Origin of the sequence: Brevibacillus antibioticus (assembly GCF_005217615.1) — a bacterium.
GTDB classification, from domain to species: Bacteria; Bacillota; Bacilli; order Brevibacillales; family Brevibacillaceae; genus Brevibacillus; species Brevibacillus antibioticus.
The window spans coordinates 2,776,345-2,792,275 of record NZ_SZNK01000001.1; the positions used below are offsets into that span (position 1 = coordinate 2,776,345).

Annotated in this window: 15 protein-coding genes and 1 other annotated feature; of the genes, 3 read left to right on the forward strand and 12 right to left on the reverse strand. The window is 48.5% G+C overall.

All coding sequences use genetic code 11. From position 1 onward, the window contains the following. Window positions 1-54: 54 nt before the first annotated feature. The 3 genes from E8L90_RS12870 to E8L90_RS12880 are packed head-to-tail and all read right to left on the reverse strand — an operon-like array spanning window position 55 to window position 3,895. Window positions 55-921, reverse strand: coding sequence for an anti-sigma factor family protein (locus E8L90_RS12870; RefSeq protein ID WP_137029739.1), 867 nt, complete (start codon window positions 919-921; stop codon window positions 55-57). Further along, window positions 921-1,466: an RNA polymerase sigma factor gene (locus tag E8L90_RS12875; RefSeq protein ID WP_137029740.1), complete on the reverse strand. Its 546-nt coding sequence runs from the start codon at window positions 1,464-1,466 to the stop codon at window positions 921-923. Before E8L90_RS12875 ends, E8L90_RS12870 begins: the two co-directional genes overlap by 1 nt. A 53-nt stretch (window positions 1,467-1,519) precedes the next feature. Further along, window positions 1,520-3,895, reverse strand: coding sequence for a DNA internalization-related competence protein ComEC/Rec2 (locus tag E8L90_RS12880; protein ID WP_244297211.1), 2,376 nt, complete (start codon window positions 3,893-3,895; stop codon window positions 1,520-1,522). 231 nt (window positions 3,896-4,126) lie between these two features. Here E8L90_RS12880 and asnB point away from each other — a divergent pair, with 231 nt between their 5' ends. The 3 genes from asnB to comER all read left to right on the forward strand — a co-directional run bounded on the left by asnB (window position 4,127) and on the right by comER (window position 7,777). After that, entirely contained in the window at window positions 4,127-6,052 is a 1,926-nt protein-coding gene (asnB, locus tag E8L90_RS12885) for an asparagine synthase (glutamine-hydrolyzing) (protein WP_137029741.1), read from the forward strand. 118 nt (window positions 6,053-6,170) lie between these two features. Then, window positions 6,171-6,869, forward strand: a complete 699-nt coding sequence (locus E8L90_RS12890; RefSeq protein ID WP_137029742.1) for a helix-hairpin-helix domain-containing protein — start codon at window positions 6,171-6,173, stop codon at window positions 6,867-6,869. Between the two features lie 74 nt (window positions 6,870-6,943). Continuing rightward, window positions 6,944-7,777, forward strand: a complete 834-nt coding sequence (comER, locus tag E8L90_RS12895) for a late competence protein ComER (RefSeq protein ID WP_137029743.1) — start codon at window positions 6,944-6,946, stop codon at window positions 7,775-7,777. A gap of 91 nt (window positions 7,778-7,868) precedes the next feature. On the opposite strand, the gene leuS is transcribed toward comER, so the two are convergent. The 9 genes from leuS to E8L90_RS12940 form a co-directional block, all read right to left on the reverse strand. Beyond that, on the reverse strand, window positions 7,869-10,286 hold the full coding sequence (gene leuS, locus E8L90_RS12900) for a leucine--tRNA ligase (protein WP_137029744.1): 2,418 nt from the start codon (window positions 10,284-10,286) through the stop codon (window positions 7,869-7,871). A 65-nt stretch (window positions 10,287-10,351) separates the two neighbouring features. Continuing rightward, window positions 10,352-10,597 (reverse strand) — a binding site (T-box leader). Between the two features lie 39 nt (window positions 10,598-10,636). Then, entirely contained in the window at window positions 10,637-11,386 is a 750-nt protein-coding gene (locus E8L90_RS12905; RefSeq protein ID WP_137029745.1) for a class I SAM-dependent DNA methyltransferase, read from the reverse strand. 6 nt (window positions 11,387-11,392) lie between these two features. Beyond that, window positions 11,393-11,749 (reverse strand): ribosome silencing factor, encoded by a 357-nt coding sequence (gene rsfS, locus E8L90_RS12910; RefSeq protein WP_137029746.1) that lies wholly within the window; start codon window positions 11,747-11,749, stop codon window positions 11,393-11,395. Further along, entirely contained in the window at window positions 11,749-12,339 is a 591-nt protein-coding gene (gene yqeK / locus E8L90_RS12915) for a bis(5'-nucleosyl)-tetraphosphatase (symmetrical) YqeK (RefSeq protein ID WP_137029747.1), read from the reverse strand. Before yqeK ends, rsfS begins: the two co-directional genes overlap by 1 nt. Next, window positions 12,323-12,916, reverse strand: a complete 594-nt coding sequence (locus E8L90_RS12920) for a nicotinate-nucleotide adenylyltransferase (RefSeq protein ID WP_137029748.1) — start codon at window positions 12,914-12,916, stop codon at window positions 12,323-12,325. The genes yqeK and E8L90_RS12920 overlap by 17 nt, the downstream gene beginning before the upstream one ends. Window positions 12,917-12,930: 14 nt before the next feature. Beyond that, window positions 12,931-13,221, reverse strand: a complete 291-nt coding sequence (yhbY, locus tag E8L90_RS12925) for a ribosome assembly RNA-binding protein YhbY (RefSeq protein WP_007727776.1) — start codon at window positions 13,219-13,221, stop codon at window positions 12,931-12,933. Between the two features lie 30 nt (window positions 13,222-13,251). Next, entirely contained in the window at window positions 13,252-14,103 is an 852-nt protein-coding gene (locus tag E8L90_RS12930) for a shikimate dehydrogenase (protein ID WP_137029749.1), read from the reverse strand. Between the two features lie 76 nt (window positions 14,104-14,179). Next, window positions 14,180-15,301, reverse strand: coding sequence for a ribosome biogenesis GTPase YqeH (yqeH, locus tag E8L90_RS12935; RefSeq protein WP_137029750.1), 1,122 nt, complete (start codon window positions 15,299-15,301; stop codon window positions 14,180-14,182). Beyond that, window positions 15,298-15,822, reverse strand: coding sequence for a YqeG family HAD IIIA-type phosphatase (locus tag E8L90_RS12940; protein WP_137029751.1), 525 nt, complete (start codon window positions 15,820-15,822; stop codon window positions 15,298-15,300). The genes yqeH and E8L90_RS12940 overlap by 4 nt, the downstream gene beginning before the upstream one ends. Between the last annotated feature and the right edge of the window lie 109 nt (window positions 15,823-15,931).

Genomic DNA, 15,931 nt, shown 5'->3' on the forward strand with positions numbered 1-15,931 from the left:
ATGTACTATACGCAGAATCCCCGCAAGCGGTGCCGGTCCATACGCGGAAAAATGTTAGTCATTATCATCTTTATTTTTTTTCTTCTCTTTATTTTTCCCCTTGTCTTTCTCCTCGTGCTTATCCCCACCGTCGTCCTTATGGTCATTAGCAGGTTCTTTGTCTTCTCTGTCCGGATTCTCGTCCAGTCCGATCGGCCAGCTCGATGGTTGATCATCCGTTATTACCGGCGTTGGAGGTACAGCTTTCTTTGGTGGCGGTGGCGGTGTCGGATTCGATTTCTTCGGTGGCGGTGTTTGCTTTTGAACGGTCTTTGCTGGTGGCCTTTTACTTTTCGTCTGAGTAGCCGTTCTAGTCGTCTTTTTTGTCTTGTCCTTTTCCTCTTTGGAATTCGAAGATATTGGATTATTGCTTGGAGGAGTGGGAGCATCTGGCCCAACGATTTTGGGTTGTTCCATGACCGCTGGCGTCATGTCCGTTCCGTTCTGGAACGAATCGACTTCTTCCTTCTTACCATCACCGCCCGAGAAAAGCATGCCAACCAATAAGCAAGCAGCCACGGCCGTACTACCAAGACTGGCCATCCACACTTTCATCCGCTTCCACTTTTTTGATTCCGGCAGCGAAGACGATTCGCGCTTAACTTCCAGAGTGGGCAGGATTTCCTCGTTCATCGTAGATTTCACCGCAGCAGGCTTTGCGGCAGCTAACTCCAGCTTGGGCAGGATTGAATCTACGATGCTGAACGGAGGTACGACAGGGGGCAGATGTTCTAATTGTTGTGACACATCTTTCAAACGGTTGTACATAAGCTGCAGTTGAGCATCTTTTTGAATCAAACGATGGAGCAATTGCTGCTCTGACTCCAACAGATCTCCATCCAGATCCCGCTGCATAAGTTCAAAAATCTCTTCGTTGGTCATCAACCGATCCCCCCTTTCTGGTAGTCGTACAACAGCTCCTGTAACTGTTGCCTAGCCCGAAATAAATACGACTTTACCGTGTTAAGCGGCAAATCTAGTGTCTCCGCTATTTCTTGATAGGACAAATCCTCCAGATAGCGGAGTACTACAACCATCCGGTATTGCTTTGGCAATCTTCCGATGGCTTCCTGGATGTCATTCGACAGCCCGGTGAGAAGGATTTCTTCTTCTACGTTGTTACGATCAGGAATGATCAACTCGTGCTCGTCAATTGAGACCGTTTCCTTCTTCGCGCGAAATTTATCCATACAGACGTTGCTGACAATGCGTTGTACCCAGGTAGAGAACTTTGCTTTTTCCTGATAAGTGTCCAACTTCCGATAAATTCGAATGAGGACTTCCTGAGAAGCATCAAGCGCGTCTTGTTCGTTCCCTAGAATGTAATAAGCGCTTCGGTAAACGGAGGTCTCAATAGATCGAAGCAGTTCGACTAGCGCGTCATGATCCCCGGATTGCGCCATCCTGATCAGCTCTGCTTCTTGCATATTCTCTTCTCCCCCCTACAGACGGTTCGCTCATTGAAAAAGTTGCAAACAGATTATGTATCCAATATTTGGGCCTGCCAATACAATCCCGCAGGTGTAATAACCAGCGTAATCGCTCCATGAACATCAGTCCTGTACACGGCGGAACCCGATTTTTTTAAGCGATGCAGCACTTCGGACGAAGGATGTCCGTACCGATTTTTCACCCCGGCAGAGATGACAGCAGCTTTTGGTGCCGTGACTGCAAGGAGCTCTTCAGTACTCGAGGTATTGCTTCCATGATGGGCTACTTTCAAAACATCCACAGAAGTCAAACCGTTTTGAACAAGCTGACTTTCCCCATCCTTTTCAATGTCACCCGTCAACAATACAGTCTTGTTGAAAGCAGTCAACTGGAGTACTACAGATGCATCATTTCCTGAGAAGGTCGATTCACCCGGGTGCAGCCACTTCCACTCGATTCCCGGTCCATCTGACCACGATTGACTCGGGAGCCCGGTTCGTATCGGAACTCCTTCTTGTTGGAAAAGCTGGACAATCTCGCCCTCCAATTTCGAAGGTTCTGTTCCATTCACCAATACCTCTCCAAAAGAAAAATGAGGAATGAGCGATTTGAATCCCCCTATGTGATCCAGATCGCCATGCGTCATGATGACACGATCGATTTTCTCGATTCCTCTAGCCATCAGAAACGGTAGAACGACGTCTTTCCCCACCTCAAATGGGTCACGCTTTTCCATCCATCGTTCAGCAGCGGGGAACCGCATTGTCCCACCCGCATCCATTAAGTATACCTTCTGATCACCAATTTCGACAACGATGGAATCCCCTTGTCCGACATCTAGGAAGGTAATTCGCACTTCTTCGACGCCTGAAAACGGCTGTCTGGCCACTACAATGAACGTGAGAAATATAACGAAAGTAAGCATTATATCACGCTTTCGATGATAGCCCAACCTCCATGAAATGGGCAGAACACACAAAAAACAGGTATACAAAGCAAGCCACCACCACGAAGGATGCGGCCAATAGGTGAAGGGGAGCCTCATTTTTTCAATAGCAAACAGCGGGAGATGAATCCATTTCAGCATAGCTGTCGATAACCAAACAGGGATCACCGCCAAAAACGGGTGGACGAAATCGAGGACAACCGCAATATACCCGAGTGGTAGCGCTATGGCCGAGAGAATCGGTGTCACTACCAAATTGACCAACCAAGACACAGGTGAAAACAAATGAAAATGGTAGATGAGAAACGGAAAAGAAACGAGCTGGGCTGACAAAGTAACCGCCAGAAGTGTACGAATCCAGACAGGCACCCGAACAAACACATGCAAACTATATGGAACAAAAATAATCAGACCAAGTGTCACTGCAAAAGAAAGCTGAAAACCGACATGCCACAGCTGATACGGATTTAGCATTAGCATCAGAATAAGCGCCCCAGCCCAGACGTCCTTGCCGTCCAACTTCTTTCCAAATACCTGACAGAGAAGACCCACACTTCCCATCAGCCCAGATCGGATCGCGGACGCGCTGGCCCCCACCAAAAGCACATATCCGATCAAGAACAAAATCGTTACAACAAATGCCAGTCTACTTCTGATTCCAATCCGTTCCAAACACCACATAAACATGGAGCTGACCAATGTCACATGCAAACCGGAAATCGCGAGGATATGACTTAAGCCCAAATTCGAATACATCGCCGCAAGCTCAGGGTTCACCTCTTGTCCAAGACCAAGCAGGAGCGACTTCATGTAACCCGCTGTTTCTGGATCCGTAAATAATGATTCAATTCGCCTTGCACCCGAGTCCTGCCATTCTTGAAAGCTCGCCCACACGGAAAAAGCAGGTGTCATCTCAACCGCTTGATAGCTTGTTTCCCCTGTGACATGGACACCTTGCCGATACAGATAGCTGGCGTAGTCGAAGGCATGCGGATTGCGCGCAGTAGCTGGTAAGGAGAGTCGGATCGGAGCCACGATAACACTCCCGCATCTCCACTGCTCTATTTGTGCTGCTTCCTGGAAAGAGGCAAGTTTAACACGAAGCGCGATTTTTTCGAGAGACCGATGCTCGTGCTGATCACGCTGGTTTTCACCCCAGGATGTTATCGTGACAAAAAATCGTGCTACATCTCCGTCCCGTCTCACAGGTGAATCAATGATACCTTCTATCCAGATGCTCTGCTCTCTTTCTGCCAATGGTTTCACTTCAGAGCTGTGGAGATTCTCGTACCCATAAAAAAAGAGACCTGCTAGTATAGAAATCAGTGAGTAGCATGCAACGTATTTGCGGTATGGTAACGGGATACATGCTACGAATGCCCATGATACGCCTGCAGCCAACAGCAGCCAAGCAGGATGCAAATAGGCGGACAAAATGAGGCCGATCATCATCGCTAGGCTTGCTATCCATACTGACACTGTAATCCCCCCGTCCCTGTTCTTTCATGAACCGTTTTGTCGAACGATTCATGGCTTCTATGGGAGTATAACTAACCGACTGGGGACAAAAATAGAAAAGAAGAAAGGCTAATTTCCTTGTAGAATCAGCGTTTTCGAGGTCAATCACTGGCACTTATAAGAGATTGCGCTGATGGTCGATACATGATAGAGTTAGCAGGAGCAATCCAGTGAGAGGAAGAGTCATTTCTTATGTGCGGAATCGTATCACTCTATAACAAGCGGCAAAAGCCTGTTCAACAAGAAGCGATTAGTGCAATGACGGGTGTCATCCTGCACCGTGGTCCAGATGACGATGGTTTTCACCTTGAAGACAACATCGCCCTGGGCTTTCGTCGTTTAAGCATCATTGACGTGGAAGGCGGACATCAACCGCTGTTTAACGAAACACGTGACATCTGGATTATTGGTAACGGCGAAATCTACAATTACAAAGAGTTACAGCAATGGTTAAAGGACATCGGTCACGTTTTCCATACCGATTCTGATATTGAAACCATCCTTCACCTTTATGAAGAGGTAGGAACAGATGCACCTAAGCATTTGCGCGGGATGTTTGGCTTTACGATCTACGACTCCCGTAAAAAACGTCTGTTTGGGGCACGCGACCATTTCGGAATCAAGCCTCTCTATTATGTCGAGACGAATGATTCGATCGGGGTTGCCAGCGAGCTTAAGAGCTTGCTCGAGCTGCCAGGATTCAAGCGTGAAGTGAATCCAACCGCTTTTTATCACTATTTGACGTTCCAATATGTACCTGATCCTGACACGATGTTTGCTGGCATTTACCGTATACCGCCTGCGCACTCGTTCGTGATTGAAAACGACCAGATCAAGCTGGAAAGGTACTGGGATGTAGAATTCAAGCCCGACGAAAGCAAGCCGTTCTCCTATTTTGTTGAGGGTACGCGCAGTGTTATGCTCGAATCTGTCGACAAACACCGGATTAGTGAAGTTTCTCGTGGAGCCTTCTTGTCTAGTGGTGTTGACTCTAGCAGTATCGTTGGGATGCTGCGTACATTCGAGCCAGTCAAATCTTTTTCTGTCGGCTCAGATATTCCTGGTTACAGCGAGCTCGATTATGCGAAGCGAACCGCAGCGTATTTGGGATCGGAGCATTTCGAGCGCGTGATAAACGCCAAGCAGTACATGGATGAATTGCCGCGACTTATCTGGCATCAGGACGAACCGGTAGCGGACCCGTCTGCCATCCTGCTCTATTTCGTAGCACAGATGGCGAGTGAACACGTAACCGTCGTATTGTCCGGTGAAGGTGCAGATGAGTTTTTTGGCGGATACAATATTTACAGAGAACCTCATTCTCTCAAAATGTTTTCCGGGATGCCTGGCTGGATGCGCCAATCCATCGGATACATGGCAGAACGCCTCCCCGATCAGGTAAAAGGGAAAAACTTCCTCATCCGCGGATCGAAAACAGTTGAGCAACGCTTCTTCGGAAACGCACTGATTTTCAGCGAAGAGATGAAAAAGCGTGTCGTCATGGAAGATATTACCCGTTCGGAATCGTATGTATCTCCTTTCACCATTACAGAAGAGATTTACAAACGCGCTTCCGAATATGACGATGTGACCAAGATGCAATACTTGGACATTCACACTTGGCTCAGAGGCAATATTTTGATGAAGGCCGACAAGATGACGATGGCCAATTCTTTGGAGTTGCGAGTGCCTTTCATTGATCTGAAGGTATTTGAATTTGCTGCTACCATCCCTACGAAGTACAAAATTGCCAACGGCACGACCAAGCACGTGCTTCGTGAAGCGATGAAAGACTTCTTACCACCTGAGATCCAAATGAGAAAGAAGCTGGGCTTCCCTGTTCCGACTCGTCATTGGCTCAAAAACGAATTTTACAAATGGGCAAAAGAGATCATTTTCGAATCCAAGGTGGATAATTTGATCAATAAGGCCTATGTGCTGTACATGCTCGATGAACACCGCGAAGGCAATGCGGATTACAGCCGCAAAATCTGGACGATTCTGGTCTTCATGCTGTGGCATCAAATCTTCATTGAGCAAAAGCACAATTTCGAGCCTTATGTCAGCCCGAATGTAGACCTTCGCCGCCAAAAAAATTCGCTGCAGCATATCGGATAACAGCGAAAACACATTAAATAGATTTGCAGACCCTCTCTTACTTTTTGTAGCATCGTTGATAGAGAACAAGTTCTCTCTATGAATGTATCGCTATGTGAAGACGGGAGGGTTTTTTGTTATGCTGCTGGAGTGGTGGGAGCGTTATCGTCGTATCATCTTGCTGACTGCGGCTGTTCTGTTTGTCGGTTGTAGCTATTGGCTCTATCAACGCGACCAATCACACAAGACTGACGAACTACCGTTGCATTCTCCTGCTTATGTAGCATCGGATCTTGAAACAAAAGAACTGACAGATGATTCAACAACCGCTCAACCTGCCAAGCCTGGAAAAGCGCCAAGGGAAAAAGATAAGGAACCACTCCCCCCTCCTCTCTATGTCGATGTGAAGGGACAAGTGAAGAATCCCGGTTTATACCAATTTGAACCAGGTACGCGTGTCGCAAATGCCATCGAAAAAGCAGGAGGAGCACTGCCTGATGCTGACCTGGTACAGATCAATTTGGCAGCGCCGCTCACAGATGGAGCTGCTCTTGTCATCCCGGCTAAAGGGGCACCCGCGCCAGCCTCCGCATCCATTGGTCTTGTACAGTCTGTTCCCAGCGTATCCACCACTGGTACCTCCACAGTCATAAACCTCAACACAGCAACGATCGAAGAGCTCATGAGCCTTCCCGGAATTGGAGAAGCTCGTGCCAAGGCAATCGTGGATTACCGGTCAAAACAAGGGCCGTTTGGTTCAGCGAGTGACCTGAAACAGATTGGTGGAATTGGTGAGAAGATGTTTGCACGGATAAAGGATCGACTGGTGGTACAATAAGTGCTCAGTATCCGGTCATGATCATAGGTACTCCTACATAGAATGGGAAAAGAATATCGGAGGGAGGTATGCCCATGAATAGAATTGGGTTCATTGGTACGGGCAGCATGGGCAGTATCTTGATTGAATCATTGCTGTCAGCCAAGGCGCTGACGCCTGGTCATGTCATTATCAGCAACAGAACCCCTGCTAAGGCGCAGCAACTGGCAAAAAAACATCCCGGGCTCATTGTCGCACATAGTAATGCCGAACTGGTTAAAGAAGCTGCAACGATCGTGCTGTGCGTCAAGCCACTGGAATATAGCGTGATGCTCGAACAAATTGCTCCTGCCTTAACGCCAGACCACCTATTGATTACGATCACCAGTCCGATCAAGCTTGCGGATTTGGAGTCTCAAGTTCCATGCGCGGTTGCCAGAGTCGTTCCTTCTATAACAAATGCCGTCATGAGTGGTGTCAGCTTATGTGAATTCGGATCACGAATCCACGAGGAACAACGTCATTTTATACGGAGTCTGTTTGCCCACATTAGCTCGCCTATTGAGATTTCCGAGCCTTTTTTACGAATTACTTCTGACATTGTCAGTTGTGGGCCAGCGTTTATCAGTTATATTTTGCAGCAAATGATTCAAGAAGCTGTTGAAGAAACAGGCATTTCCGCAGAAGCTGCTACCTACATGACCACGGAAATGTTAATTGGGATGGCAGATCTTTTACGTGAAGAAGTATTCACGCTTCCTACTCTGCAAAAGAGGGTTTGCGTGCCCGGAGGAATTACTGGGGAAGGACTGATTCCTTTGCAAGACGGTATTCCCGGTCTTTTCGCCCAAGTATTTCGCCGCACACAAGCGAAGTTTGCCGAGGATCAGGAACTCGTTGCACGAAATTTGAGTAACCAGCCGCATTAACACAAAACGAAGAAGCGATATTTTTGAAAAAAGGAGTGGATACCTGTCACTCACAGGTTCCACTCCTCTTCTTATTCTTACCGTCCTTTTCTTAACGAACGACGATATTCACCAGTTTTCCTGGAACAGCGATGACTTTGACGATCATTTTTCCTTCGATCAGTTCGTTGATCATCTCGTTGTTTTTCGCCATCTCTTCCATCTGTTCTTTCGTCGAATCAGAAGCGATGAGCAGCTTTTCTTTGTTTTTCCCGTTAATTTGCAGGACGATTTCTACCTCGTCTTCAACCAGCTTCGCTTCGTCATACGTAGGCCATGCCGCGTATGCCAGACTCTCGCTGTGTCCCAGTTTTTCCCACAGCTCTTCACCCAAGTGCGGAGCGATTGGAGACAGCATTTTTACAAAGTCCTCCATGAATTTCTTCGGCAGAACTTCTGCTTTGTACGCTTCGTTAACGAATACCATCAACTGAGAGATACCTGTATTGAAACGCAGGCCTTCGTAGTCTTCTGTTACTTTTTTGACCGTTTGGTGGTACACGCGCTCCATGCCAGCCACGTTGGAGGTTTCCACGATTTTTTCGTTCAGCTCACCATTGTCACCCACAAACAGACGATATACGCGATCCAGGAAGCGGCGTGCGCCATCCAAGCCTTTTGTCGACCAAGCGATCGAAGCATCCAGTGGTCCCATGAACATTTCGTACATGCGCAGTGTGTCGGCACCATGGCTGTCGATGATATCGTCAGGGTTTACGACGTTGCCTTTGGACTTACTCATTTTCTCGTTGTTTTCACCCAGGATCATCCCTTGGTTAAACAGCTTTTGGAATGGTTCCTTAGTTGGTACGACACCGATATCGTACAGGAACTTGTGCCAGAAACGAGAGTAGAGCAAGTGCAGTACCGCATGCTCTGCACCACCAATGTAAATGTCGATTGGCAGCCATTCTTTCAGTTTGTCTGGATCAGCCAATGCCTTGTCATTGTGTGGATCGATGAAGCGCAGGAAGTACCAGCAGCTACCCGCCCATTGTGGCATTGTATTTGTCTCACGGCGTGCTTTCATGCCTGTTTCCGGATCGACAGTGTTTACCCACTCCGCGATGTTTGCCAATGGCGATTCACCTGTACCGGATGGTTTGATTTCTTTTGTTTTTGGCAACATGATTGGCAGTTCGGATTCTGGAACGACTTTCATCGTGCCGTCTTCCAGATGGAGAATTGGAATTGGTTCACCCCAGTAGCGTTGACGGCTGAACAGCCAGTCGCGCAGACGGTACGTTACCTTGCGATTTCCTTTGCCTTCCGCTTCCAGCCACTCGATCATTTTGCTGATCGCCTGTTCTTTGTTCAAACCATCGACCATGCCGGAGTTAATGTGCTCTCCGTCGCCTGTATACGCTTCTTTGGAGATATCTCCACCCGCGATTACTTGCTTGATTGGCAGATCGAATGTTTTCGCGAACTCATAGTCGCGTTCATCATGCGCTGGAACCGCCATGATGGAGCCTGTTCCGTAGCTGATCAATACGTAATCTGCAATCCAGATTGGCAGACGCTCGCCGTTAACCGGGTTGATCGCATACGCCCCGGTAAATACTCCTGTCTTATCTTTCGCCAGATCAGTACGCTCCAGATCGCTCTTTCGCTTCGCTTGATCCAGGTACGCTTCCACTGCTTCTTTTTGGGCTGGTACAGTAATTTGCTCAACCAGCTTGTGCTCAGGAGCCAGTACTGCATAGGTTGCTCCGTAGAGTGTGTCTGGACGAGTCGTAAAGACGGTAAAGGATTCGTCATGACCTTCGATACCAAAGGTTACTTCTGCCCCTTCAGAACGGCCGATCCAGTTGCGTTGCATTTCCTTGATGCTCTCTGGCCAATCCAGTTCATCCAAGTCAGCGAGCAATCTTTCTGCATACGCAGTAATTTTCAAGACCCATTGCTTCATTGGGCGGCGTTCTACTGGGTGTCCGCCACGCTCACTTTTTCCGTCAATGACTTCTTCGTTCGCCAAAACGGTTCCCAAAGCAGGGCACCAGTTTACAGCTACCTCGTCAATATAAGCCAAGCCGTGCTCATACAGCTTCGTAAAAATCCATTGTGTCCACTTGTAGTATTGCGGATCAGTTGTGTTGATTTCGCGATCCCAGTCGTAGGAAAATCCGAGTGACTTAATTTGGCGACGGAAGGTGTTGATATTGTGCTCGGTGAATTCCGCCGGATCGTTTCCTGTATCGAGCGCGTATTGCTCCGCTGGCAAACCAAACGCATCCCAGCCCATTGGATGGAGAACGTTATATCCTTGCATCCGCTTCATGCGGGACAAAATATCAGTAGCCGTATAGCCTTCCGGATGTCCTACGTGCAGACCAGCTCCAGATGGATACGGGAACATGTCGAGTGCGTAAAACTTTTTCTTGCCTTCATCCTCGGAGGTTTTGAAGGTCTTGTTCTGCTCCCAATATTGCTGCCACTTCTTTTCGACATTGCGATGACTGAATACCATGGTAAAGCACTCCCATCTTAAAATAGGTAAAAAAAAGAAAACCCCACATCCCAGATCGCTCTTGCGAAAGGGACGAGAGGTTATTTAACATTCCCGCGGTACCACCCAGATTGGCAAATGACAAACATTCACCCACTTGTTTCATCCGTAACGGGGATAAGCCGCTCACCCTTACGCAATCATTGCTTGAATGACCTTGGGGGCAAGTGCTGGGAGGTGAGTTCAGATAGATTCGGGTTGACTTGCACCATCCGTCAACTCTCTGTGAATGCTCGAATCCGATTCCTACTATTCCTCTTAAACGCGTCGAAATCTGTAGTTATAACGCCATTATAGTCAATCGCAACCAATCATGTCAAACTTTTCGGCTTGCGAGCTGAAAAAAATAGGCGCTCACTCGCTTCTTCTGGCGGCATATCCGAGTAATCAGCAGTGATGACAATGTCTGTGAAGCCGGCATCTGTCAGCCAGCGCATCAGTTGGACAGGCTGGTAAGCCCGTTGCCAATGCTCTTCTTCCATCCGCTCGTACAATCCGTTTGGCTGACGAATGAAAAACGTTAACTGATGCTCTACCTCCAGTCGCAGCGGGTCGCAAAAACATTGCCAAATGTACGAAACTTCCTCTTCTACATGTGTGAACGTCTCGTCTCCGAAAATGTGCAGCATCTTGTACGGACTGTGCACATCAAACAGAAAACTCCCACCGGGCGCGAGATGAGCGAAAACACGCTTGAACGTTTCCTGCACATCCGCTTCCTCTGTAAGATAGCTCAATGAATCACACAAAGAGATAACCGCGTCCGCTTCAGGTAAGGACAGCTCGCGCATATCCTGCTCCACCCACGCTACATCCACTTGCTCCTGCCTCATTTTGTCATAGGCGATCGCAAGCATTTCTGTTGAGAGATCCACTCCCGTAACACGGTATCCCCGCTTGGCGAGTGGGATCGCAATCGTGCCAGTCCCACAGCCAAGATCAATGACCCGCACAGGCTTCTCTCCCTTTGTCCAATGACGCTCGACCCAATCGAGCCACTGGTCATAAGGAGTATCCGCCATCAGCCTGTCATATACTGCGGCCATATGTGCGTATGCCATCTGTCCTTACCCTTGCACGCTGAAGGAAGCTTCCTCTGCGTCCTTCCACAGGCGCTCCAGATTGTAAAACTCGCGATCTTCGCGATGGAAAACGTGAATAACGATATCGCCCAGATCAACCAGTACCCAGCGACCTTCATCCGCTCCCTCAATACCGCGGACGTCAAAGCCGTTTTTGTGGGCTTGATCACGGATTTCGCGAACAATTGCCTGTACTTGACGCTCGTTGTTTCCGTGGCAAATCATGAAATAGTCTGCGATCACGGACAGCTTTCTAATATCGAGCACCTTTAAGTTCTCTGCTTTCTTGTCCTCTACTGCCTTCACAACCAACTGCGCCAAATCTTCTACTGTTTTAACCATCAAAACCCTCCTTCTCCCCCTTTGCGGGAAACCAAATCGTTATATGCAGTCAATGTCAACGGGAAAACCGTCTTTTGCTTCTCTATCAAAAATTGAATCGTGCCTCCCAAGGCGAGTGCCAAGGCGGCATCCAAATCATGCATGGCTTTGGCGCGAATAAAATCGACACCAGGGTAAACCCGGTTTGGTTCTATATAGTCTGCCACACAGACGACTTTTTCTAACAGGGACATGCCAGCCCGACCCGTTGTATGGTAGCGAACAGCTTGTAAAATATCTGCATCCGTTACACCTAAGTCAGTCTGAATCACAATGGCTGCTGCAAAGGCGTGCCACAGTTCTTTTTCCCCTTCCAAAAGCTCTGTAGGCATATCGTGGCGAACGAGAATCTCGAACATTTTTTCCACAGGCCAGCACTTACAGTAATCGTGCAATAGTCCAGCAAGCTCGGCTTTGTCAGGATCAGCCCCGAATCTCACTGCCAGCTCGCGAGCTGACGCAGCCACCCCAAGCGTATGCTTGTAGCGTTTTTCATGCATTTGTTGCCGTACGCGAACGAGAAGCTCTTCCCGATTATCCAAAAGTCTCATAGATTCGGTTCTCCTTTATATAGCGCTCCACGGCATCAGGTACAAGATAACGAATGCTTTTCCTGGCAGCTGCCTTCTCGCGAATCATCGTGGAGGAAATGTCCCAAACAGGCATCTCCACAAATGTGACGGCCTCGCTCGATTTCAGGTCTAGTTCGGTTCCAGGCCTCGCTAGACCTATAAAGCGTACCATATGAATCAGCTCTTGGTACTGGTACCATTTGGGCAAGATTTTTACCATGTCTCCTCCCATGATAAAGGAAAACCGGCAATCCGGGAACTGCCTGATGAGCTGAATCATCGTGTCATAGGTGTACGATGGACCTTTTCTGTCAAACTCCACATCTGTTACACGAAACACCTCGTGATCAGACACAGCAAGCTGAACCATTTGCAAGCGGTGATTCGCCAGCGTCAGACTCTCTCTCTTTTTGTGCGGTGGAATGTGTGTAGGCATAAACCAGACTTCATCCAGGCCCGCTTGCTCTCTGGCTTGTTCAGCCGCCAGCAAGTGCCCGCAATGAATCGGGTCAAACGTACCTCCCATGATCCCTACTTGCTTGATTGGCTGTCTCATCGCATGCAGGTCACTTATGGCAGCTTGATCGTCTTGTTCTCCCGGGACTCTTTGTACAAGACAACCGTATGGCCGATCAACTGCACGAGCTCTGCCCCTGCACCTGCCGCCAGATCTTCTGCTACTTGATGTTTATCGTCATTATTGTTTTGCAAAATCGCTACCTTGATCAATTCACGTACTTCCAACGCTTCCTTGATCTGAGTAATCATATTTTCGTTTACGCCGCCTTTTCCAACTTGGAAAATAGGGGTGAGATGATGTGCTTCTGCGCGCAAAAAGCGCTTTTGCTTGCCGGTCAACATTGGCAATGCCTCCTTTTACATCCTGCAAAATCAGGTTGTTTTCTTTAATTGTTGCAAGACGACCTCACGCATAACCCCAGTTGGTGCTCGTTCGCCCGTCCACAGCTCAAAAGCCAGTGCACCTTGATTCACGAACATGCCGATTCCGGAATGAACAGCGGCACCGATGGCACGCGCTTCTTTGAGCAGACGAGTTTCGAGCGGGTTATAGATCAGATCGCTAACGGTTAAACCAGAATGAAGCCATTCCGCTGGCACAGGGGTCTCCTGTACGTTTGGCAGCATTCCGATCGATGTCGTATTAATCAACAGCGAAGAGTCTGCGATGGCAGCTGACCCTTCGCCCTGTTCTACGATTTTCGTAGGTACAATCGTTCCGACATGCTCAGCCAATACCGCTGCTCTTTCCCGGGAACGATTGATGATGCGAATTTCCTTGACTCCTTGTTCAGCCAAGGTAAACGCCACTGCACGCGCAGCGCCTCCAGCCCCTACCATGGTGACCACTTGCTTTTCAAGAACGATTCCCGTCTCTTCCACAAGCGAACGAACATAGCCCATACCATCTGTGTTGTAGCCGATCAAGCGTCCATCACGAGAAACAACGGTATTGACTGCCCCGATTCGCTTGGCAAGCGGGTCGATTTCATCCAGCATCGGCATGATAGCGACCTTGTGGGGGATCGTGACGTTAATCCCTTTCAATCCTAACGCACGAATACCCGCGACTGCATCTTCCAGATTTTCCGGTTCAACATCGAACGCAGCATAGGCAAATCCCAACCCGATCTCTGAAAAAGCGGTATTGTGCATCATCGGTGATTGCGAGTGGGAAACTGGATGCCCAAATAGGCCAACCAGTTGTGTTTTGCTTGTAATCATGGAGCTTTTCCTCCCCGGACGTCTCTCTCTAGCATATGGGCAAGGGGCAAGGCTAACTCGACTTTTCTTGTTTAAGCTAGATCAGCCCTTTGCGCATCCCAACACTTACGCCTTTAGGTGCATGCACGACAACGCTCGCTTCGTGTTTCCCTTGGATGCTGACCCAGCCCAAACCGGAAATTACGATGTCAGTCGTCATGGTGGACTTGTTGATTTTAAAGGTGTGCTTCACAAATGGTGGAAGTGCTTTCGCAGCTTCCTCCCCTGTTGGCGGTACCAGCAAGGTTCCATGGTGCTTTTGCATCACTTCGTCTGCTTTCTCCAGCTTCGTACGGTGGATATACAGGTCATTGTCGACATAGATGATCAACGGCTGTCTCTCTCCCCGTACGAAGTCGATACGGGCTAAACCACCCAAAAAGAGTGATTGTCCAGCATCGAGCTGATACACCTTGGAGTTGATCCGGCTAGTCGGGGTAATCTTTCTCAGATCAGTCGGGGATACCATATGTCCGATCTGGTCGCGATTAATGATTCCCGGCGTATCAAAAATGGAGCGGCCATCCTCGAGCGGAATCTCGATCTTGTCCAGCGTCGTACCCGGGAACGGCGAAGTCGTGATCTCCAGCTCAGCCGCACCGTAGTCATGCAAGATGCGGTTGATCATGGTCGATTTTCCTACGTTGGTCACACCGACAATGTAAACATCTCGCCCTTTGCGCAGTTCTCCAATGCGATTCAACAGTTCATCGATATGAAGCCCTTTTTGCGCGCTGATCAGTACGACATCCTCCGGGCGCAGTCCGCGTTCTTTTGCTTCGTGCTGCATCCAGTTACGCACGCGGTTCAGGTTGATGTTTCTCGGCAGCAGATCGACCTTGTTACCCACGAGCAAAATTGGATTTTTCCCGACAAATCGTGGCAAACCCTTGAGCCAGGAGCCTTGGAAGTCAAAGATATCGACTACCATTACCACAAGAGACTCCGTAGAACCGATGCCATCCAAAATTTTGAGGAAGTCATCATCGCCCATTCCTACCGGAGCCACTTCATTATAATGTTTGATGCGATAACAACGCTGGCAAATGACTACCTTTCTGCCAAGCGCGGATTCAGGTGCATAGCCAGGCTTTTTTGCATCTGCTGTCTGAATGGCAATCCCACATCCAGCACAAGAGCCATGCATTTGTTCCGTCATGCTTTTCTCCTCCACGAAACCATTCCTTTCCTCTCCATCCAAATAAGGGCCACACGCTCCATCTGACGATTAAAGCGCGTCCAAAAACCATCCGTCTGGGCTACAGGAACAACCAGGATCGTATGAAATCCTAATCGATTTCCTCCCAGCACATCGGTAAACAATTGATCGCCAATGACAACAGTCTCAGCGATGGTTACATTCATCTGCCGCACTGCCTGCAAAAAGGCACGGTTTGTCGGCTTTTTGGCCGCATAAATAAACCCGAGATTTAATGGGGCACAGAAGCGGTCTACACGCTCCTTGTTGTTGTTGGAGACAACAGTGACCTGTATGCCTGCCTCATGCATTTGAGCAAGCCAGTTGATGACTTCCTCAGTTGCATGTGGCCTGTCCCATTCCACCAAGGTATTATCCAAGTCTGTAATCACCGCACGGATGTTATTTCGTTTCAATTGATCTATGTCAATGTGATGGATTGATTCGACGAACTGACTAGGCATCAGCTTCTCTAAAAACACGGGGCACCTCCAAATGATGTGAAGCAATCAACCGCGATTTCGGCACCTACTATACCATAATCGACCACTTGGTTGCAAAACAAAAAGCATGATCACCACTTGCATTGCT

What these genes read in the sequence shown, in the direction of transcription:
- leuS (WP_137029744.1), bottom strand. Translation starts at nt 10,286, where the DNA reads ATGGTATTCAGTCATCGCAATGTCGAAAAGAAGTGGCAGCAATATTGG.
- comER (WP_137029743.1), top strand. Translation starts at nt 6,944, where the DNA reads ATGAATAGAATTGGGTTCATTGGTACGGGCAGCATGGGCAGTATCTTG.
- E8L90_RS12930 (WP_137029749.1), bottom strand. Translation starts at nt 14,103, where the DNA reads ATGATTACAAGCAAAACACAACTGGTTGGCCTATTTGGGCATCCAGTT.
- asnB (WP_137029741.1), top strand. Translation starts at nt 4,127, where the DNA reads ATGTGCGGAATCGTATCACTCTATAACAAGCGGCAAAAGCCTGTTCAA.
- yhbY (WP_007727776.1), bottom strand. Translation starts at nt 13,221, where the DNA reads ATGTTGACCGGCAAGCAAAAGCGCTTTTTGCGCGCAGAAGCACATCAT.
- rsfS (WP_137029746.1), bottom strand. Translation starts at nt 11,749, where the DNA reads ATGGTTAAAACAGTAGAAGATTTGGCGCAGTTGGTTGTGAAGGCAGTA.
- E8L90_RS12890 (WP_137029742.1), top strand. Translation starts at nt 6,171, where the DNA reads ATGCTGCTGGAGTGGTGGGAGCGTTATCGTCGTATCATCTTGCTGACT.
- E8L90_RS12870 (WP_137029739.1), bottom strand. Translation starts at nt 921, where the DNA reads ATGACCAACGAAGAGATTTTTGAACTTATGCAGCGGGATCTGGATGGA.
- yqeK (WP_137029747.1), bottom strand. Translation starts at nt 12,339, where the DNA reads ATGAGACTTTTGGATAATCGGGAAGAGCTTCTCGTTCGCGTACGGCAA.
- yqeH (WP_137029750.1), bottom strand. Translation starts at nt 15,301, where the DNA reads ATGACGGAACAAATGCATGGCTCTTGTGCTGGATGTGGGATTGCCATT.
- E8L90_RS12875 (WP_137029740.1), bottom strand. Translation starts at nt 1,466, where the DNA reads ATGCAAGAAGCAGAGCTGATCAGGATGGCGCAATCCGGGGATCATGAC.
- E8L90_RS12905 (WP_137029745.1), bottom strand. Translation starts at nt 11,386, where the DNA reads ATGGCATACGCACATATGGCCGCAGTATATGACAGGCTGATGGCGGAT.
- E8L90_RS12920 (WP_137029748.1), bottom strand. Translation starts at nt 12,916, where the DNA reads ATGAGACAGCCAATCAAGCAAGTAGGGATCATGGGAGGTACGTTTGAC.